This window comes from Leifsonia sp. PARNA 1/14 (assembly GCF_055720965.1).
Genome location: NZ_JBVQSP010000001.1, coordinates 715,294 through 735,200, shown reverse-complemented (window position 1 = coordinate 735,200; position 19,907 = coordinate 715,294). Strand labels below are relative to the sequence as shown.

Annotated in this window: 17 protein-coding genes; 3 read left to right on the top strand and 14 right to left on the bottom strand. The window is 69.9% G+C overall.

Going from position 1 to position 19,907, the window contains the following annotated elements; translation table 11 throughout:
* From AC0HS0_RS03710 to AC0HS0_RS03650, 13 genes are all read right to left on the bottom strand, one after another.
* On the bottom strand, positions 1–853 hold an 853-nt coding region (locus tag AC0HS0_RS03710), incomplete at its 3' end, for an FtsQ-type POTRA domain-containing protein (protein WP_472961726.1).
* Between the two features lie 6 nt (positions 854–859).
* Positions 860–2,272 (bottom strand): UDP-N-acetylmuramate--L-alanine ligase, encoded by a 1,413-nt coding sequence (gene murC / locus AC0HS0_RS03705; protein ID WP_472961724.1) that lies wholly within the window; start codon positions 2,270–2,272, stop codon positions 860–862.
* A gap of 58 nt (positions 2,273–2,330) precedes the next feature.
* Positions 2,331–3,422: a UDP-N-acetylglucosamine--N-acetylmuramyl-(pentapeptide) pyrophosphoryl-undecaprenol N-acetylglucosamine transferase gene (locus AC0HS0_RS03700; RefSeq protein WP_472961723.1), complete on the bottom strand. Its 1,092-nt coding sequence runs from the start codon at positions 3,420–3,422 to the stop codon at positions 2,331–2,333.
* Complete coding sequence (gene ftsW / locus AC0HS0_RS03695) at positions 3,419–4,714, bottom strand: putative lipid II flippase FtsW (protein ID WP_472961720.1); 1,296 nt, start codon at positions 4,712–4,714, stop codon at positions 3,419–3,421. The genes AC0HS0_RS03700 and ftsW overlap by 4 nt, the downstream gene beginning before the upstream one ends.
* Positions 4,677–6,221, bottom strand: coding sequence for a UDP-N-acetylmuramoyl-L-alanine--D-glutamate ligase (gene murD / locus AC0HS0_RS03690; protein ID WP_472961719.1), 1,545 nt, complete (start codon positions 6,219–6,221; stop codon positions 4,677–4,679). The genes ftsW and murD overlap by 38 nt, the downstream gene beginning before the upstream one ends.
* Positions 6,218–7,330, bottom strand: coding sequence for a phospho-N-acetylmuramoyl-pentapeptide-transferase (gene mraY / locus AC0HS0_RS03685; protein ID WP_472961718.1), 1,113 nt, complete (start codon positions 7,328–7,330; stop codon positions 6,218–6,220). Before mraY ends, murD begins: the two co-directional genes overlap by 4 nt.
* Positions 7,327–8,778 carry a UDP-N-acetylmuramoyl-tripeptide--D-alanyl-D-alanine ligase gene (locus AC0HS0_RS03680; RefSeq protein WP_472962124.1) on the bottom strand — a complete coding sequence of 484 codons (1,452 nt, stop codon included), beginning with the start codon at positions 8,776–8,778 and terminating at the stop codon, positions 7,327–7,329. Before AC0HS0_RS03680 ends, mraY begins: the two co-directional genes overlap by 4 nt.
* Complete coding sequence (locus tag AC0HS0_RS03675) at positions 8,778–10,322, bottom strand: Mur ligase family protein (protein WP_472961717.1); 1,545 nt, start codon at positions 10,320–10,322, stop codon at positions 8,778–8,780. Before AC0HS0_RS03675 ends, AC0HS0_RS03680 begins: the two co-directional genes overlap by 1 nt.
* Before the next feature lie 42 nt (positions 10,323–10,364).
* The gene (locus AC0HS0_RS03670; RefSeq protein ID WP_472961716.1) at positions 10,365–12,107 is read right to left on the bottom strand and encodes a peptidoglycan D,D-transpeptidase FtsI family protein; all 1,743 of its coding nucleotides are present in this window, start codon (positions 12,105–12,107) and stop codon (positions 10,365–10,367) included.
* Positions 12,108–12,145: 38 nt separating this feature from the next.
* Positions 12,146–12,850, bottom strand: coding sequence for a cell division protein FtsL (ftsL, locus tag AC0HS0_RS03665; protein ID WP_472961715.1), 705 nt, complete (start codon positions 12,848–12,850; stop codon positions 12,146–12,148).
* Positions 12,847–13,797, bottom strand: a complete 951-nt coding sequence (rsmH, locus tag AC0HS0_RS03660) for a 16S rRNA (cytosine(1402)-N(4))-methyltransferase RsmH (RefSeq protein ID WP_472961713.1) — start codon at positions 13,795–13,797, stop codon at positions 12,847–12,849. Before rsmH ends, ftsL begins: the two co-directional genes overlap by 4 nt.
* Positions 13,798–13,903: 106 nt before the next feature.
* Positions 13,904–14,335 (bottom strand): division/cell wall cluster transcriptional repressor MraZ, encoded by a 432-nt coding sequence (mraZ, locus tag AC0HS0_RS03655; protein WP_472961712.1) that lies wholly within the window; start codon positions 14,333–14,335, stop codon positions 13,904–13,906.
* Positions 14,336–14,584: 249 nt separating this feature from the next.
* Positions 14,585–14,965 (bottom strand): DUF3040 domain-containing protein, encoded by a 381-nt coding sequence (locus AC0HS0_RS03650; RefSeq protein ID WP_472961710.1) that lies wholly within the window; start codon positions 14,963–14,965, stop codon positions 14,585–14,587.
* Between the two features lie 78 nt (positions 14,966–15,043).
* Here AC0HS0_RS03650 and AC0HS0_RS03645 point away from each other — a divergent pair, with 78 nt between their 5' ends.
* Positions 15,044–16,162, top strand: coding sequence for a polyprenyl synthetase family protein (locus AC0HS0_RS03645; protein WP_472961709.1), 1,119 nt, complete (start codon positions 15,044–15,046; stop codon positions 16,160–16,162).
* A gap of 70 nt (positions 16,163–16,232) precedes the next feature.
* On the opposite strand, the gene AC0HS0_RS03640 is transcribed toward AC0HS0_RS03645, so the two are convergent.
* Positions 16,233–16,574, bottom strand: coding sequence for an Rv2175c family DNA-binding protein (locus AC0HS0_RS03640; RefSeq protein WP_472961707.1), 342 nt, complete (start codon positions 16,572–16,574; stop codon positions 16,233–16,235).
* A 210-nt stretch (positions 16,575–16,784) separates the two neighbouring features.
* Between AC0HS0_RS03640 and AC0HS0_RS03635 the strand changes: the two genes are divergently transcribed.
* Both AC0HS0_RS03635 and pknB read left to right on the top strand, forming a co-directional pair.
* Positions 16,785–17,843, top strand: a complete 1,059-nt coding sequence (locus AC0HS0_RS03635; RefSeq protein WP_472962123.1) for a LysM peptidoglycan-binding domain-containing protein — start codon at positions 16,785–16,787, stop codon at positions 17,841–17,843.
* A gap of 85 nt (positions 17,844–17,928) precedes the next feature.
* Positions 17,929–19,833 (top strand): Stk1 family PASTA domain-containing Ser/Thr kinase, encoded by a 1,905-nt coding sequence (gene pknB / locus AC0HS0_RS03630; protein WP_472961706.1) that lies wholly within the window; start codon positions 17,929–17,931, stop codon positions 19,831–19,833.
* Positions 19,834–19,907: the final 74 nt, after the last annotated feature.

Genomic DNA, 19,907 nt, shown 5'->3' with positions numbered 1-19,907 from the left:
TGGTCTTCGCCGAGATCGTGTCGACCCGCCCGAGCACTTCGGTGGGCAGCGACGCGAGCACGGCGGAGGCCGCGGCGAATCCGGAGTCCGCGTTCGCGTCGGCCGCCGCGCCGGTGGCCGCGATCAGCGGGAAGTCCGCCGGTCGGGTAGCGCTCGAGGCGATCGGGACCTTGGCTTCGTCGACCAGCACGAACGCGGACCCCTGCTGCACGACCCCGATCGGCTGACGCTCGACGATCCGCACCACCAGGGTGTCGGGCGGATGACTCTCGAGCGTGTAGCTGCGGATGAGCGGGAAACCGGCGAGGTCGCTCGAGATCTCGGCCTGATCGAGCAGGGCGAGCGGCCTGCCCACCTGGTCGTCCAACGTCTTGGCGATCGCAGCCGGGTCGAGCCGGGAGGCGCCGACGACCTCCACGTGCCGTAGAGCGAGCAGCGGTGAGAGCCCGACCAGCACGACCCCGAGCACCAGGGCGACGACCACGCCGGCCGCACCCAGCCAGAGCATCCGGCGATGGCGGGAGCGCTTGGTGAAGCGCCGCACCTCGCCGCGCTCGACGCGCTTGCGCTCGGCGCGCGCCGCCCGCAGGGCGCGCGAGATCTCGCGGTTGCTCGGGACGCGGCCGATCGCGGCGTCGGTCAAGCGTCGCGCGGCGGAGGCCGGCTCCGGAGTCTCGCGCGCTGTCTGGCGCGGCGCCGCGGGGACGTCGTGCCGCACGATCGGGATGGGCTCCGTGACCGTGCCGACCGCGGCCGGACGCTCCGGCGAGCTCTCCGGCGTGGCGGGGGCCGGAACGTCCGGCATGCCCGCGCGCGGCGAGACGGACCGGTCGAAACCCTGGGGACGCTTCACCGGCGATTACTCCCGGACGCGGCGGAGCGAGTCGAGGAGCTGCGGGACGATGCGGTAGACGTCGCCGCAGCCCAGTGTGATGACGAAGTCGCCCTCGCGGGCGATGCCGGCCGTGTGGTCGGCTGCCGCCTGCCAGTCGGCGATGAACGCGACGTGCTCGGGATGCTCGAAGCGCTCGGCGACGAGCGCACCGGTCACCCCCGGCTCCGGATCTTCTCGCGCGCCGTAGACATCCAGAACGACCGTCTCGTCGGCGTAGGTCTCGAGCGTCTCGGCGAACTCCCGGGCGAACAGCCGGGTGCGGCTGTAGAGATGAGGCTGGTGCACCGCGATGATGCGTCCGTCACCCACGACCGTCCGCGCCGCCGAGAGGGCGGCGGCGACCTCGGTCGGGTGGTGGGCGTAGTCGTCGTAGACGCTCACGCCGCCCACCGTGCCGTGCAGTTCGAAGCGACGCTCTGTCCCTCCGAACTCCGCGATCGCGGCCAGCGCAGCGGCCGGCTCGAAGCCGAGGCCGGTCAGGACGGCGAAAGCGCCGCCCGCGTTGATGGCGTTGTGACGGCCGGGGACGCGCAGACGCGCCGAGTACTCCTGGCCCTGGAAGCTCAGCGTGAACGCGACGGGCCCGTCGGTGACGATCGAGTGGATGCGGACGTCGGCGTCCTCGGCCTCGCCGAAGGTGACGACGCGCTTCTCGGGCGCGACCTCCCGCAGCCGGCGGTGCACGTGGGTCGCGCCAGCATCGTCCGACGACACGACGACCAACTCGTCGGCCTCGTTGGCGAACGTCACGAAGGCGTCCTCGAACGCCTCCAGCGAGCCGTAGTGGTCGAGGTGGTCGGGGTCGACGTTGGTGATCAGGGCGACGGCCGTGTCGTAGAGCAGGAACGAGCCGTCCGACTCGTCGGCCTCGACGACGAACAGCTCGCCGGTTCCGGTCTGCGAGCTCTTTCCGAGCGAGGCGATCACGCCGCCGTTCACGAAGCTGGGGTCTTCGCCGAGACCGAGCAGCCCCGTGATGATCATGCCGGTGGAGGTCGTCTTGCCGTGCGCGCCGGCGACGGCGACGAGCCGCTTGCGGTTGATCAGCCACGCGAGCGCCTGCGACCGGTGCAGCACCGGGAGGCCCTTCTCGAGCGCCAGCTGGTACTCCGGGTTGTCCTGCCACAGCGCACCGGTGACCACCAGCGTGTCGGCGTCGCCGACGTTCGCGGCGTCGTGGCCGATCGCGATCGTGGCGCCGAGCGCGCGCAGGGCGTCGACGTTCGCCGAATGCCGCACGTCCGACCCGGTCACAGTGTGACCGGACTCCAGGAACAGGCGCGCGATGCCGCTCATCCCCGAACCGCCGATCCCGACGAAGTGCACGGCTCCCAGGTCGTCGGGGATAGTGGCGCTGAGGTCGGGTTTGATCGTCACAGGTGCTGCTTTCGGTCCGCGAGTCGGGTTGAACAGGGTACAGGCTACGCGGCGAACCTCAGGATTGGGTCGGGGCGCTCCGGTTCACGGCGCTCCGGATGAGGGCCACCATCCGGTCCGAGCCGTCGCGCACGCCCGTGGTCGCGGCCTTGCGGGCCATCTCGTCGACGGCGGGCCGATCCGCCAGCAGCGGGAGCAGGCGCTCGTCGACCCACCACGGGAGGAACTCCGCGTCGTCGACCAGGATGCCGCCTCCCGCCTCTACCACGCCCGCCGCGTTGAAGCGCTGCTCGCCGTTGCCGATCGGGAACGGCACGTACACCGCAGGGATGCCGAGGGCGGCGAACTCGCACACGGTCGCCGCTCCCGCCCGCGCGACGGCGAAGTCGGTCAGAGCGAAGGCGAGGTCCATGCGGTCGCAGTAGTCGAGGAGGCGGTAGTGCTCGATGCCGGGATCGCCCAGCTCGCCGCGACCGCCCTGGATGTGGAGCACCTGCCACCCGGCCGCCGTCAGGGCGGCTGCGCGGTCGGCGATGGTCCCGTTGAGGCGCCGGGCGCCGAGCGAGCCGCCGGTGACCAGGAGGGTCGGGCGGTCGTCGACGAGCCCGAACTCGCGAAGCGCGGCGGCACGGGAGGCCGCGCGGTCGAGCTCCTCGATCTCCGGCCGGAGCGGCATCCCGACGAAGCGGGCGTGCGGGAGCTTCGTGCCGTCGAAGGCGACGCCGACCCAGCGCGTCGACCGCGCACCGAGGCGGTTCGCCAGGCCGGGTCGTGCGTTCGCCTCGTGGAGGGCGTACGGAACCTTCGCACTGCGGGCGGCCGAGTAGGCGGGCGCGGCGGCGTAGCCCCCGAAACCGACCACGACGTCGATGCCGCGGTCGCGGATCAGGCCGGTCACCGAGCGCACCGCGCGGCGGTACTCGCCGGGGAACCGCAGCGCCGCGGCGTTCGGCCGTCGCGGGAACGGGAGCTTGGGGATGGTCGCGAGCTCGTAGCCGCGGGCGGGCACCAGCCGGGACTCCAGCCCCTCTTTCGTGCCCAGCACGACGACCTCCGCCGATGGGTCGTCGCGGCGCAGCCGATCGGCGACGGCGAGCAGGGGGTTCACGTGGCCGGCGGTGCCTCCGCCGGCGAGGAGGTAGCGGCTCACGCGGCGGACCCCGGACGGACGACCGGCCCTTTGGCGCGACGGGCGTCGCGGGCGTTCTGGCGGGCGAAGGACAGCACGATGCCGATTGCGATCATGGAACTGATCATCGCAGTCCCTCCCGCAGAGATCAGTGGGAGCGGGACTCCGAGCACCGGGATGACGCCGAGCACGACGGCGATGTTCACGAACGCCTGGAAGATGAGCCACACCATGATCGCCGCGGTGGTGACGCGCGGGAACGGGTCGGTCGAGGAGTGGATGATGCGCAGGAAGACGATGGCGAGCATCACGAACAGCAGGAGGACCACGACCGCGCCGATGAGGCCGAGCTCCTCCCCGATGATCGCGAAGATGAAGTCGGTGTCGGCGGCCGGCAGCCACGACCACTTGGAGTGGGAGTTGCCGAGCCCCACGCCGAAGACGCCGCCGGAGGCGAGCGCGTAGAAGCCGTTGTCGATCTGCCAGTTGACGTCGGGGTTCGCGGCGCTGGCCCCGCCGAAGAGCGCGGCGATGCGTCCCATCCGGCTGGCGCTGGACATGGCGACGAACAGGGCGACGACCGCGACCCCGGCCAGCCCGGCGAGCAGGTAGCGGATCCGCACGCCGGCGAAGAACAGCCCGCCGAGCACGAACGCGGCCATGACGACCGTCGTTCCGAGGTCGCCGCCCAGCACGACCAGGCCGATGGCGCCTCCCGCGATTGGCAGGATCGGCAGCGCCACGTGCCGCCAGTCGTCGATGAGGTCCTGCTTGCGGGCCAGCACCACGCCGAGCCAGACGACGAGTGCGAGCTTGATGGCCTCCGACGGCTGACCGACGAACCCGCCGACGCGGATCCAGTTGCGGTTGCCGCCGATCTCGACGCCGAGAGGCGTGACCAGCACGAGCAGCTGGAGGAAGCAGGCCGCGCCGAGGATGAACCAGATCGAGCGCTTCCAGAACGTCATCGGGATGCGCGAGACGATGAACATCAGCGGGAGGCCGACGAGCGTGTACGCCCCCTGCGACCAGAACCGCGAGAAGAAGTTGTCGGTGTCGTTGTGCGACTCGACAGACGACGATGACAGCACCATCACGAGCCCGAAGACGACCATGAACAGCGTGATGCCGAGCAGCAGGAAGTAGTCGGAGGACTCGCTGTTCATGGCGCGGCCCAGCGAGATGCGCGCCGTCAGCGCGCCGACGCGGGAGTCGGAACCGCGCCCGGAGTCGGAGCCGCGAGCGGACTCGGAGCCGCGAGCGGACTCGGAACCGTCAGGCGCCGGGCGGAGCCGAGGCGGCGTCGTCGTCATCCGCCCCACCTCCAAAAAACTCGTTGACGGCCGCCTGGAACAGGCGCCCACGCTCTGCGTAGTCGGTGAACTGGTCCATCGACGCCGCTGCCGGCGCGAGCAGTACGGTGTCGCCCTCGCGGGCGAGACCGCCGGCCAGCCGCACCGCCGTCGGCATGACCCCTTCAGTCTCGTCGGTGTCCACCTCCAGCACCGGCAGCCCGGGGGCGTGTCGCTCGAATGCCGCGAGCAGCGCCGAACGGTCCACCCCGATGAGGACGGCGCCGCGCAGCCGGTCGATGTGCGCCGCCACGAGCTGCTCGACGTCGACGCCCTTGAGGAGGCCGCCGACGACCCACACGACCGAGGGATACGCCCGAAGGGACGCATCGGCCGCGTGCGGGTTGGTGGCCTTGGAGTCGTCCACCCAGCTGACGCCCGCCTCCACGCGGACCAGTTCGATGCGGTGCGCGTCGAGCCGGAACGCCGTGAGCACATCGCGGACGACCTGCGGCTCGACCCCGTAGGAGCGCGCGAGCGCGCTCGCGGCGAGGATGTTCGCCACGACATGCGGAGCGGCCAGCCCTGCCTCCGCCAGCTCGTCGAGTGTGGTGAGCTCGATGGCGCTGTTGCGGCGATCCTCCAGGAAAGCGCGGTCGCACAGGATGCCGTCGACGATGCCGAAGTCGCTCGGGCCGGGCACGTCGAGACCGAAGCCGATGGCGCGGGCGCCCTCGACGACGTCGGCCTCCTCGACCATCCGCCGCGTCGTGAGGTCGGCGCGGTTGTAGACGCAGGCGACCTGGGCGTTGTCGTAGACCTTCGCCTTGGCGGCGATGTACGCCTCCAGCGAGCCGTGCCAGTCGAGGTGGTCGTTCGCGATGTTCAAGCATGCTGCCGAGTACGGCGAGAGCTCGCCGCCTCGATTGCGGTTCACCCAGTGCAGCTGGTAGCTCGACAGCTCCACGACGAGCACGTCGAAGCCCTGAGGGTCGCGGATGGCGTCGAGCACCGGCACTCCGATGTTGCCGCACGGGGCGACGCGCGAGCCGCCGGCCAGCAGCATCGTCGCCGTGAGCTGCACCGTGGTCGTCTTGCCGTTGGTGCCGGTGACGCAGATCCAGTCGGCGGGAGTGCCGTCGGGACCGGTGACCTTGTCGCGCAGGCGCCACGCCAGCTCGATGTCGCCCCACACCGCGAGGCCCCCCTTCTCGGCCCAGAGCAGCAGCGGATGGTCCCAGTGGAAGCCCGGGGACACGACCACGAGTTCCGGAGCGAACTCGAGCAGCCGGGCGGGAGGCACGCTCAAGTCGGGCTGCTCGAGCAGCTCCGCCCCGATGACCTCCAGCAGCATCGACCGCTCCTGATCGGCGCGCGAGGCCACGACCAGGACGTCCGCCCCCAACTCGGCCAGCGTGTCGGCCACCGAGAAGCCGGTGACGCCGAGGCCGAAGACGGCGACCCGCAGGCCCCGCCAGTCGTGATGCCAGCTGGTGAGGGCCTCCAGGCGTTCGCTCACCGACGTCACGTCGCGAGCCACTCGAGGTAGAACGAGCCCACACCTGCGGCGACGAGGAGACCGCCGATGATCCAGAAACGCACGACGACCGTGATCTCGGCCCAGCCCTTCAGTTCGAAATGATGATGGATCGGACTCATCAGGAAGATGCGTCTGCCGTGTGTGAGCTTGAAGTACGCCCGCTGGACGATGACCGAGCCCGCCTCGATGACGAACAGGCCGCCGATGAGAACGAGCAGGAGCTCGGTGCGGCTGAGGATGGCGAGGGCCGCGACGGCGCCGCCGAGCGCGAGCGAACCGGTGTCACCGAGGAAGATCTGCGCCGGCGAGGTGTTCCACCAGAGGAAGCCCACGACCGCTCCCACGATCGCCGTTGCGACGATCGCGAGGTCGAATGGATCGCGCACGTCGTAGCACTTGGCGATGTTCTCGGGGTTCAGGGTGGGGCTGGCGCACGACTGGATGGACTGCCAGAACCCGATGATGATGTACGCGCCGATCGCGAGGATGCTCGCGCCCGAGGCGAGACCGTCGAGGCCATCGGTGACGTTCACGCCGTTGGAGGTGGCGGCGACGATGAAGTTGATCCAGATCAGGTAGAGCCCGTAGCCGACGAGCACGCCGATCACGCCGAACTTGGTGATCGAGCCGAAGTCGATGGGCAGGTCGCGGATGAACGACACGCTCATGGTCGCCGGCGTGTACCCGCGCCCGTCCGGGAACCGGATCGCGAGGAACGCCCACACGGTCGCGACAACGACCTGGCCCGCGACCTTGGCCCAGCCCGTCAGCCCGAGGCTGCGCTCCCGGCGGGTCTTGAGGAAGTCGTCCACGAACCCGACGATGCCGAGGCCCACCATGAGGAACAGCACGAGCAGCGCGGACACACTGGTCTCGTCGCCGGTGAGCAGGAGCGCCGTGAAATAGCCGAAGAGCGTGCCCAGGATGACGACGATGCCGCCCATGGTCGCCGTTCCGCGCTTGGCGTGGTGGCTCTGCGGGCCGTCGTCGCGGATGAACTGGCCCCACTGGAGGCGCCGGAAGAGCCGGATGAACAGCGGAGTGAGGAACAGCGTGAACGCCATCGACAGCGCGCCGGAGGTCAGAAGGGCTCTCACGAGAAGAATTCTCCCAGTCGGTCGCCGAGGAACCGCAGCCCCGCGGAGTTGGACGACTTAACGAGCACGGTGTCACCGGCGCGCAGCGTCGAGGACAGGTGGTCGAACGCCGCGTCCTGAGTCTCGAAGTACAGCGACTCGCCGTCCCACGACCCCTCGTTGATGGCGGTGATGTGCATGCGGCGCGCGGACGGCCCGACGATCACCAGCTGGTCGATCCCGAGGCGGACGGCGAGCAGACCGATGCGGTCGTGCTCCTCGCCCGAGAACTCGCCGAGCTCGCTCATCTCGCCGAGCACCGCGACGGTGCGCTCCCCCGGCTCGGCGATCTGCGCGAGCGTCTTGATGGCCGCGGCCATGGAGTCCGGGCTCGCGTTGTACGCGTCGTTGATGATGGTGACGCCGCGAGCGCCGCCGAGCACCTCCATCCGCCAGCGCTCGGCGCGCTGCACGGTCTCGAGCGCGGCCACGATCGTGTCGATGCCGACCCCGAGCGTGTGCGCGGCGGCGGCCGCCGCCAGGGCGTTCATCACGTGATGCTCGCCCAGCACCCGGAACTGCACGGGCCGGGACTCGCCCGGGCCCTCTCCGCCGTCGGCGGCGGGCAGATGCAGCGTGAACGAGGTTCCGCGGGACGTCGACCGTACGTCGGTCGCGCGGACCGCCGCGCGCTCGTCGAGGCCGAACCACAGCACCCGGGCGACGGTCTTGTCGTGCATGGAGGCGACGCGCGGGTCGTCGAGGTTGAGCACCGCCACGTCGGACTCCAGCAGGTCGCTGACCATCTCGGTCTTGGCCGCGAGCGTCTTCTCGATGCCGCCGAACTCTCCGGCGTGCGCCAGACCGACTTTGAGGACGATGCCGATGTCGGGACGCGCCATGCGTACCAGCCGGGCGATCTCGCCGATGCCGCTCGCACCCATCTCGGCGACGAGGTACTGGGTCTCCTCCGTCACCTCGAGCATCGTGACCGGGGCCCCGACCTCGTTGTTGAAGGAGGCCCGCGGGGCGATGGTGGGGCCGAGCTGTTCGAGGATCGCGCGCAACAGGTTCTTGGTGGTCGTCTTGCCGTTCGAGCCGGTGACGCCGACGATCTTCAGCGTGCCGAGCGCGCGGACTCGCGCGATGACCTCGGTGGCGAGGTCACCCAGGGCGACCACGGTGTCGGGAACGAGCAGCTGCGGCACCGGCAGGTCGAGGGCATGGTCGACGACGAGCAGCGCTGCGCCGGCCTCGACGGCCTGGGGGGCGAACAGGTGGCCGTCGGTCACCTCGCCGGGCTTGGCGAAGAAGATCGTGCCGGGCACGACCTCCCGCGAATCGGTCGTGGAGAGGCCGTCGACGACGGTCTCGGGCGTCGCAGCCGTGCCGTCCGGCAGCAGCGCGCCGTCGAGCAGCAGAGTGCCACGGGTCGCGGCGGCGATCTCGGCGAGGGTGAGGGCGATCACTACAGCCACCCGGCCTCTCGGAGCGCCAGCCGCGCGTCGTCGCGGGCCGAGTACGGGAGGCGCCGGCCGGCGACCTCCTGATAGTCCTCGTGACCGGGGCCGGCGTAGAGCACGACGTCTCCCTCACCGGCGAGGGCGAGGGCGGCGCGGAAAGCGGAACGCGGATCGGCCACCTCGTAGAGCTCGGCGTCGGGCACGGCGGCGCGTGCGCCGTCGAGGAGCGCGGCGCGGATGAGCGCAGGGTCCTCCGAACGCGGGTGGAAGTCGGTGATGACGACCGCGTCGGCTCCGCGAGCAGCGATCGCGCCCATGTCGGCGCGCTTGGTCGTGTCGCGGTCACCATCGGCGCCGAACACCATGACGATGCGGCCGTCGGTGACCCGGCGCAGTGCGTCGAGGAGCGCCTGGAACGCGTCGGGCGTGTGCCCGTAGTCGATGAAGACGACCGGGCCGCGGTCGCCCGAGAGCCGCTCCGTGCGGCCGGGGACGTACGCGTCGATGCCGCCGTCGCGGTGGAGGGCGGCGCCGATCGCGTCGAGGTCGTAGCCGGACTCGACGAGCATGACGATCGCGAGCGCGGCGTTCGCCGCGTTGTAGGCGCCGAGCAGCGGAACCCGGGTCTCGAGGTGACGGCCGTCGGGGCCGGCCAGCACGAACGCCGTCTCCGCGAGGGTCTCCTCGACGACCGTCAGCGTCCAATCGGCGTCGACGCCGGGCACACCGGTGAGGGTGGACACCGGGATGCGCGACTGCTCGACGAGAGCACGGCCCCACTCGGAGTCCACGGTGACGACGCCGCGGCGGGCGCGATCCGGCTGGAAGAGCTCCAGCTTCGCAGCGAAATAGTCGTCCATCGCGGCGTAGTCGTCGAGGTGGTCATGACTGAGGTTGGTGAAGCCGACGACGTCGAACTCGATGCCGTCGACGCGGTGACGGCTCAACGCCTGCGCGGAGACCTCCAGCGCGACGGCCCGGACGCCCTCTTCGCGCATGCGCGCCAGCAGCGCGTGCAGCTCGCTGGCCTCGGGAGTGGTGAGCTTGCTCGTGATCGCGTGCTCGCCGATGCGGCGCTCGGCCGTCGACGACAGGCCGGCGACGACGCCGAGCTGGCCGAGGATCGCGTAGAGCAGATAGACGACGCTGGTCTTGCCGTTGGTGCCCGTGACGCCGAACAGCGTCGCCGCGTTCTCGTCGGTGCGGTAGATCCACGCGGCGACCGCGCCGAGGGCGGCGCGCGGGTCGGAGGTGACGATGACCGGGAGGCCGGAGTCGGCGGCGAGCTGCGCGCCCGCCTCGTCGGTGAGCACGGCGACCGCTCCCGCCTCGGCGGCTGCCGCGGCGAAGCCGGCGCCGTGCGCGTTCTTGCCCGGCACGCCGACGTAGAGGTCGCCTGGCTCGACCGCCGAGCTCGCGAGGGCGGCGCCGGTGACCTCGACGGCGTCGAGATCACCCCGCACGTCCAGCCCGAACTCCGCGACCAGCTGGGCGAGCGGGCGGGCGACGGGATGCTCGGGGCGCAGAGAGGAGGGCGCCGGTCCTGTCACGGGGCTCACTTTCAGTAGACGGGCATTGCTCGGTAGACCGTTTTAGTAGTACGGCGGGTAGTCGGCCGGGCTCGACGTCGAGGGCTTCACCCGGTAGGTCTTCAGCACCTGGCTCATGATCGTGTGGAACAGCGGAGCGGCGGCTGCCGACGAAGTAATGGTAGTCGGGAACCCCAGGTTGACCGAAACGACGTACTGCGGGTCGTCCACCGGCGCGACGCCCATGACCGACACGTAGTACGACGGCAGGTAGCCTCCCTTGCCGTCAGCCTGCTGGGCCGTTCCGGTCTTCGCGGCGACGCGGTAGCCGGGGATCTGCAGCTGCTTCGCGAGCTCGCCCTTGGTGGTCACCGACTCCATCATCCCGAGCGTCGTGTTGGCGGCGTCGGCCGAGACGACGTTCACCGGCGAGGGCTTCGGGACGTCGGTCACGGTGCCGTCGGCCTGCTTGCAACCCTCGACCATGGTCAACGGGATGCGGGTGCCGCCGTTGGCGAGGGCCTGGTACGCGCTCACCATCTGCAGCTGGGTCGCCGAGACGCCCTGGCCGAACATCGTCGCGTACTTCGTCTGGTCGTCCCAGTCCTTGACCGGGTTCAACTGGCCGGAGGACTCGTTGGGGTACGGGAGGCCGGTGTCCGAGCCGATCCCGAACTTCTTGAGGTAGTCGTAGCGGGTCTGATCGGTCAGCCGCTGGCCGAGCTGCGACATTCCGGTGTTCGACGACATCATCAGCACGCCCGTGAGAGTGAGACGCAGGGGGTCGTGGTAACCCGAGTCGTGGAGGTCCGCTCCTTTGCCGGACTTCCACTCGTAGGGGGCGAGAACCTGGCTGGTGGGGTTCGCCTTGCCCTGATCGATGAGCATGGCGGCCGTGAGCGCCTTGAAGGTCGACCCGGGCTCACGCGGGTCGGTGAGGGTCTGCAGCCGCCAGAACGACGGATCGGTCGCGTCGATGTTGTTCGGGTCGAGAGCGGGCCATTGGGCGACGGCCTTGACTTTGCCGGTCTTGGCCTCCGCCACCGTCACGTAGCCGAACTTCGATCCGGTCGCGGCGACCTGCTGGGCGAGCGTCTGCTCGGCGAACCACTGGAGGTCGCTGTCGATGGTGAGCTCGAGTGTCCCGCCGTCCTTGGCCTTCTGCTGCACGACCGTGCTGCCGGGGATGGCCACCCCGTCGGCGCCCCGCTGATAGGTCTCGACGCCGTTCTCTCCCGCCAGGCAGCCGTTCTCGCTGTCCTCCAGACCGCCGTTGCCCCCCTGCGAGACGTAGCCGATGAGGTTGCCGGCCACTGCCCCGTTCGGGTAGCTGCGCGCCTGCGCCTTGCTGAAGGTCAGCCAGGGGTACGGTAGCTTGGCGAGCTTGTCGAAGACGGTCACGTCCATGCCGGACTTGATCAGCACATACTTCGACTTGGCGTTCTGCTTGAGCGCGTCGTCGAACAGCTTCACGACCGCGTCGCCGCCCTGACCGGTGATGGCGCCGATCTTCGCGGCGGCCTCCACCATCTTGTCGCGGCCGCCCGCGATCGCGTCGGACGGGGACGCCTGCGCCGTGTACGTGTAGATCGTCGTCGCGAGGATCTTGCCGCTCGCGTCGACGATGTCGCCTCGGTTGCCGTAGAGGACGTTCGAGTCCTCCTTGGCGTTCACCGAGGCCCGTTGCAGGGCGTCGGCCCTGACCACCTGGATGTCGACGAGCTTTCCCCCGAGGACGGCGACGAACGCCGCGACGGCGACCACGGTCAGGGCCGTCCTCCGCCGCAGCATCTTCCTGTTGAGCATCGAGGCCCGTCCCGTCGGCTAGCGCGTCAGTGTCCGTGTCAGTGCGTCACCGGTGTCGGCAACGCTCCCTGCAACGGTACGGACGGCTTCGCCGGAGTCGTGGACGCCGCTCCCGTGCTTGCGGAACTCCCAGCTTGGGCCGCCCCGTGGGCCGCAGGAGTCTGCGCCTGCGCGGCCGCCCCCTGGCCCGCCACCAGCGGCACGCCGTTCAGCTGCGAGTTCGGCACCAGATTGCCCTGGCCTCCGGTCACGGTGCCCGCGGCCCCGTTCGCCGCGACGGGCGCGCCGAGGACCGCTCCGTCGGAGAGCCGCAGGTACGCCGGGTTGCTGTTGCTGACCATGCCGAGTGCGTTCGCATTCGCGGCCAGGTTCTGCGGCGACGTCAGCCGGTTGAGATCCTCCGAGGCGGCCTGATAGCTGCGCTGCAGCTCCGTCTGCTTGGTCTGCAGGGAGCTCAGCTGGTACGCCCCCTGCGACACGCCGATGCTCAGGAGCAGCTGGGCCACCACGATCACGAGCAGAGCCGAGACCGCCGTGATCGCATACACCGTGCGGGGACGGGCCCTGCGCTGACTGCGGGTGGAGACGACCTCCAGGTGCGTGCGGCGCTCGCGTTCCGGCCGCTGAGGCCGATCGAGTGCCGGCTCTTCCAGCACGGGCGCCGTCGCGGCAGTGGACGCCGGCACGTGCCAGGTCATCGTCGGACGTCGCCGGACGCCCACCCCCAGGTTGTTGCTGCTCACGAGCCCCTCCTCACTCGTTCGGCCGCGCGCAGACGCACGGGTGTCGCCCTCGGGTTGCGAGCCTTCTCGTCGTCGTCGGCCAACTCCGCCCCGCGGATCAGGAGCTTCAGCTCCGGCTTGTGCTCCGGCAGCTCGACGGGAAGTCCGGCGGGTGCGCTCGAGCGCGACCGGGTCTGGAGCTCGCGCTTGACGATGCGGTCCTCCAGCGACTGGTACGACTCCACGACGATGCGGCCGCCCACCGCGAGCGCGTCGATGGCGGCCGGGATGGCGCGCTCCAGCACAGCCAGCTCCTGGTTCACCTCGATGCGCAGCGCCTGGAACACGCGCTTGGCCGGGTGACCCTGACGCTGCACCGCGGCGGGGGTCGCCTTCTGCAGGATGTCGACCAGCTGGCCGGAGCGCACGATCGGAGCCGACTGCCGCTCCTCCACAATGCGCCGCGCGTACCGCGCTGCCAGCTTCTCTTCGCCGTAGTCGCGGAAGATGCGCCGCAGATCGGCCTCGGAGTACGTCGCGAGAACCACCTCGGCGGTCAGCTCGCTCGTGCCGTCCATCCGCATGTCGAGCGGGGCGTCCTTCGAGTAGGAGAAGCCGCGCTCGACGCGGTCGAGCTGCAGGGAGGACACACCGAGGTCGAAGAGCACGCCGTCGATCCGGTCGAGGCCGAGCCCGTCGAGCGCGTCCTGGATGCCGTCGTACACCGTGTGCACCAGGTGTACGCGGTCTCCGAAGCGCTCCAGGCGGGCGCCCGCGATGGCAAGCGCCTCGGGATCGCGATCGAGACCGACGAGCACGGCGTCGGGGAACCGCTCCAGCACGCCGGCGGAGTGGCCTCCCATGCCGAGAGTGGCGTCGACGAAGATCGCACCCGGCTTCGCGAGGGCGGGGCCGAGGAGTTCGATGCAGCGTTCCAGCAGAACGGGGGTGTGGATGTCGTCCGTCATGTCCGCACCGGGAGGATCATGCCCCTGGATCCGGATCCCCATCCATTCCGACCTGCCACCGGGGAAGTGGTGTCAGGGCGTATGGCTGGGAGTCCGATGCCAGGCGCTAGAACAGTCCCGGGATCACCTCCTCCTCCGTGTTCGCGAATGCCGCCTCCTGCTCGGCGAGGTAGGTCTCCCACGCCTCGGCGTCCCAGATCTCCGCACGGCTGCCCGCGCCGATCACCACCAGGTCTCTGTCGAGACCCGCATACGTCCGCAACGGGGTCGGGACGGTGACCCGGTTCTGCTTGTCCGGCACCTCCGCGCTCGCCCCCGAGAGGAAGACGCGCAGATAGTCCCTGGCCTGCTTGCTGGTCACCGGCGCCTGCCGGATCTTCTCGTGGAGGGACTCGAACTCCCGCTGCGAGAAGACGTAGACGCAGTGCTCCTGACCGCGGGTCAGGACGAGACCGGACGCGAGCTCATCCCGGAACTTGGCCGGCAGGATGATCCGCCCCTTCTCGTCGAGTTTGGGGGCATAGGTGCCGAGGAACATCGGTCCACCCCCCACTCTCCCGGCCACGGTTGCGGTGTGCCTCCACTTTACTCCACTCCCATCCACAAAATCAGCATGATCGGTAGTTTTGCCCCGTTTAGGGGTGTTAAAACCCCGTGAATCCGCGCCGGAAGGTGGTGGAGGAAAATGGAGGAGCCGAGAGCTCTCCGGGTGCGTCGAGCGCACGAAAAAGGGCCGATCCAAAGATCGGCCCTCAGAAAGGGTGCGCTGGGGAGCGGGGTGGAGGGGCTAGCTCTGCCCGTCCTGCCGCTTGTCCCAGCGGTCGTTCATGCGATCCATGAAGCCGGGCTGGCCGCGCGTCGGCTTTCCCGACGTGCCCGCCGCGGCGGCGTCGGGGTCGATCGCGACGCGCTTGCCCGGAGCGATGGCCAGCAGCACTCCGCCGAACATCACGACGAAACCGAGGATTCCGACGATCGGCAGCTGCACGAAGACGCCGGTCACCAGCACGGCGACACCGATGACGGCGACGAGGACGCCGAGGACGATCGAGCGATACGCAGGTCGTGCCCGCTTGCCTCCGACCTTGGCGACGAAGTCTGCGTCGTTCTGGTAGAGACTGCGTTCCATCTCTTCGAGGAGGCGCTGCTCATGTTCTGAAAGCGGCATCCGGATCCCCCTCTTTCTAGCGGGTTCTAGGCGTTGTGTGGCCGATTGTAGCCGCACCACTCTGACTAGGCTATACGTGTGTCTGAAAGCATCCGATTCGTCGACCTCATCCAGTCAAGAATCGATGGATTCTTCGATGCACGTGCGTCCATTCTCGTCTCCATCGCCGATGAACTCTCCCCGATCGCGGCTTTTTCGAGGGATTTTCTCAGCGGCGGCAAGCGCTTCCGTGCCCTCTTCTGCTTCTGGGGCTGGCAGGCAGTGCGCACCACCGGCGAGGTGGCTGACAGCGGACCGGTGGCGGCAGGCGGTCCGCTCGACGGCGTGGTCTCCGTCGCGTCGGCCCTCGAGCTGTTCCATGCGGCTGCCCTGGTGCACGACGATCTCATCGACAACTCCGACACGCGCCGTGGAAATCCGTCGGCCCACCGGCGCTTCGAGCACCTCCATGAGCAGGAGGGCTGGCAGGGCTCCGGCGCCTCGTTCGGGACGGGCGCCGCGACGCTGCTGGGTGACTACCTCCTCATCCTCAGCGACGAACTCTTCGACGAAGGACTCACCCAGACCGTGAGCGCCTCCGCCCGACGATCGGCCCGCGCGGAGTTCAACCGGATGCGCCTGGACGTCACCGCCGGCCAGTACCTCGACATCTTCGAGGAGATCGGCTGGGCAGGCAGGCCCGACGCGGACCAGCTGGCCCGCGCCGAGCGCGTCATCGTCTACAAGTCGGCGAAATACTCCATCGAGTCACCCCTGCTGATCGGCGCCAGCCTCGCGGGCGCGACCGTCGGCCAGCTCGACGCCCTCCGCCGATTCGGACTCCCACTCGGAATCGCGTATCAGCTGCGCGACGACCTCCTCGGCGTCTTCGGCGACGCCGAGGTCACCGGCAAGCCGAGCGGGGACGACCTGCGCGAGGGCAAGCGCACGGTGCTGATCGCTCTCACCCGGCAAGCGGTGCCCGCCGGCGCGCGCGCGACGCTCGACGAGCTGCTCGGCGACCCCGACCTCACGCCGCAGCAGATCGAGACGCTGCAGATGACCATTCGCGAGTCCGGCGCCGTCGAAAAGGTGGAGCGGATGATCGCCGAGAACGTGGAGCGTGCGATCGAGGCGCTCGACGGCGCACAGCTGGGCACGGCCGCGCGCGCGCAGCTCCGCGACCTCGCGGTCACGGTCACGCGCCGCTCCTACTGAGCGAGACGTTCCTGCTGAGCCAGGCGCTCCAACGGAGCCAGGCGCTCCGCGCACGCGCGGCAGCGGAGGCTCACGCCAGCGCCTGAGCGACCCTCCGCACCTCGGCCTTGCGGCCGGCGCGCAACGCCTCAATGGGCGCAGTGCCGAGGCTCTCGTCGTCCGACAGGAGCCAGTCGACGGCCTCCTCGTCGTCGAAGCCGTTGTCTGCGAGGACGATCAGTGTGCCGTGGAGCTCGCTGAGGGGCTCGCCGTCGCGGAGGAAGACGGCCGGCACTTTGATGACGCCGTCGACGCGCTTCGCCGCGAGGTGTCTGTCTTCGATGAGGCGGCGCACCCGGCTGACACCGAGTCCCAGCTGCTCCACGAGGTCGGGGATGGTGAGCCACTCGGTGGCCTGGACCTGCTCGTTCACAAGAACAAGCGTGCCACGACCGAGCGGTGAGCACGAGTCCGAGGCAAATATTACGGTCATATTAACTGATTTCACATCCGTCACACTGGTTGACTCCTTACTCAAGGTGTGTCAGCGTGAAGAACGGCTTTGTCACGCACGAGGGGGTCGACCATGTCTGCGATCGAGAGCACGAAGCGTCCGCGGCGCTCACACAGTGGAGGCCGCGGAATGCTGGGCACCGTCCCGATCGCCGTGGCCGGCTCCATCGCCGTCACCCTCAACCTGCTGACCCCCGCGCACGCGGCCTCCGAGGCCGAACGCGAGCGCGCGCCCGAGAAGAGCGACGCCACCGGGCCCCAGAACACGATCACCGGCTCGTTCGGCCAGACCGCGGCCTCCCCCGCCCACACCGACACCGCCGCAGCGCCCGCGAACTACCGGGTGCAGACCGGCGACACGGTCTCCACCATCGCCGCCCGGTTCGGGCTCTCGACGGCGGCCGTCCTGGCGCTCAACGGGCTCAGCTGGAAGAGCCTCATCTTCCCCGGCCAGGTCCTCGCCCTCGGCGGCGCAGCCGCGCCGGCGCCTGCTCCGGCACCCGCGCCGGCTCCCGGCCCCGCGCCGTCTGCGACCTCGTACACAGTCGTGCGCGGAGACACGATCAGCGGCATCGCGGCCAAGTTCGGTCTGCGCACCGCGGCCGTCCTCAGCGCCAACGGCCTCACCGGTGCGAGTGTCATCTACCCGGGCCAGCGCATCGCCATCCCCGGCGTCGCCACCGCAGCGGTCACAACGCCGAAGCCGGTCGCGGCTCCCGCGCCCGTCGTCAGCGCGCCCACGCCCGCTCCGGCGCCGACGGTCCAGCCGGGGCAGGTGGTCGCGCTCACCGACGAGATGCGCGCCAACGCCTCCCTGATCGTCCGAATCGGCAGGAACGAGGGCGTGCCCGCCCAAGGCATCGTCGTCGCGCTCGCGGCCGCTGCCCAGGAGTCCGGCCTGCGCAACGTCCGCTTCGGCGACCGCGACTCGCTCGGCCTGTTCCAGCAGCGGCCGAGCACCGGCTGGGGCACACCTGATCAGGTGCTCGACCCGGCGCGCGCGACACTCGCGTTCTACGGCGGGGCGAACAACCCCAACAAGGGACGGACCCGCGGCCTGCTCGACATCCCGAACTGGTCGGCGATGAGCGTCACCCAGGCCGCCCAGGCCGTCCAGATCTCCGCATTCCCCGACGCGTATGCGAAGTGGGAGCCCTCGGCGCGCGCATGGCTCGCCCAACTCGGGTGACCCGAAGGTCACAGCCGGGTCACGGCCCCGCAGCACACCGGTGTTTTGCAGGGTTCACGCACTCGCCGTTCCCTAGACTCGATCCGTGACCACGAGCCAAACCGACCCGATGATCGGACGTCTGATCGACGGCCGCTATCAGGTGCGCTCGCGGATCGCCCGTGGCGGCATGGCCACCGTCTACCTCGCCACCGATCTGCGGCTCGAGCGACGGGTCGCGATCAAGATCATGCACGGCCATCTCGCCGACGACAACACCTTCAAGAGCCGGTTCGTGCAGGAGGCGCGCTCGGCCGCGCGACTGGCCCACCCCAACGTCGTCAACGTGTTCGACCAGGGCCAGGACTCCGACATGGCCTACCTGGTGATGGAGTACCTTCCCGGCATCACGCTGCGCGACCTCCTCAAGGACTACGGCAAGCTCACTCCCGAGCAGACGATCGACATCATGGAGGCCGTGCTGAGCGGCCTCGCCGCCGCCCACAAGGCGGGCATCGTCCACCGCGACCTCAAGCCCGAGAACGTGCTGCTGGCCGACGACGGCCGCATCAAGATCGGCGACTTCGGCCTTGCGCGCGCAGCCAGCGCCAACACGGCGACCGGCCAGGCGCTCCTCGGCACGATCGCCTACCTCTCCCCCGAGCTCGTCACCCGTGGTGTCGCCGATGCGCGCAGCGACATCTACGCGCTCGGCATCATGATGTACGAGATGCTCACCGGCACGCAGCCGTTCCACGGCGAGCAGCCGATGCAGATCGCCTACCAGCACGCCAACGACCCTGTGCCCGCTCCGAGCAGCGTCAACCCCGCCGTGCCTCCGGAGCTCGACGAACTCGTGCTGTGGGCGACCGAGAAGGACCCGGACCGGAGGCCATCTGACGCCCGCGAGATGCTGGACCGCCTGATCGAGGCCGAGAAGTCCATCCGCGGCGACGCCGTGATGCAGCCCACCATGGTGCTGCCTCCGGCCTTCGCCGTGAACGACGGCGACACCCAGATCATCAACCCGGCCATCCGCCAGCAGGTCGCCTCCACGACGCCCGCCGCGACGGACACGCTGACCAGCGCTGCGCGTCGCCGCCGCGGCAAGGGCTGGTGGCTCTTCGCGCTCGTCCTGGTGCTCGCAGCGGCGGCCGGGGGCACGGGCTGGTACTTCGGTTCGGGCCCCGGATCGCAGGTCATCGTGCCGAACCTCGTGTCGCAGGCTCCTGCCGCGGCGACCGCCACGCTCACGAACCTCGGGTTCAAGACGGCGCAGGCGCAGGAGTACAGCGTCTCTGTACCCGCCGGTCAGGTGTCGAGCACCGATCCGAAGGCGGGTGCGGCCGCCGGTCGCGGCAGCACCGTCACGCTGCGCATCTCACAGGGACCCAAGCCCGTCACGCTCCCCGCGCTGGCCGGCAAGTCGCTCGACGACGCGAAAGCCGCGATCACGAGCGTCGACGCCAAGGTCGGCGACACCGTCCAGCAGTTCGACAGCAAGGTGCCGGCGAACACCGTCATCTCGGCGACGCGCGCGTCCGACGGCAGTGACATCTCCGGCGGCGGAGCCTACTTCGAGGCGGCCACGGTGAACATGGTCGTGTCGGTCGGTCCCGTCCCCGATGTCGCCGGCATGTCGGTGAGCTCGGCCACGGCCGCGCTGCAGAAGGTCGGTCTCGAAGGCACCGCCGGACCGCAGAGCTACAGCGACACGGTCGACAAGGGCGACGTCATCTCGGCGCAGCCGCAGAAGGAGGGGCCGGTGCGCCCCGGGGACACCCTGGCGCTCGAGACCTCCAAGGGCCCAGAACCCGTCCCGGTTCCCGACGTGGTCGGTCAGAGCTGGGACAAGGCGAAGAAGGCGCTGCAGGACGCGGGCTTCCAGCTCAAGTACAGCCCGGCAGCAGACCTGCTCCCCAGCGGCTTCGTGGTCTCCAAGGTCTCCCCCAGCGCCGGAACGCAGGCCCCTAAAGGCTCCACCGTCACGGTCAACTTCGCGGGCTTCTGAGCACGCCTCCCCTCAAGCCTCGAAGGGCACGTCGTTGTCACTTCTCGGGAAGCGACAACGACGTGCCCTTCGGA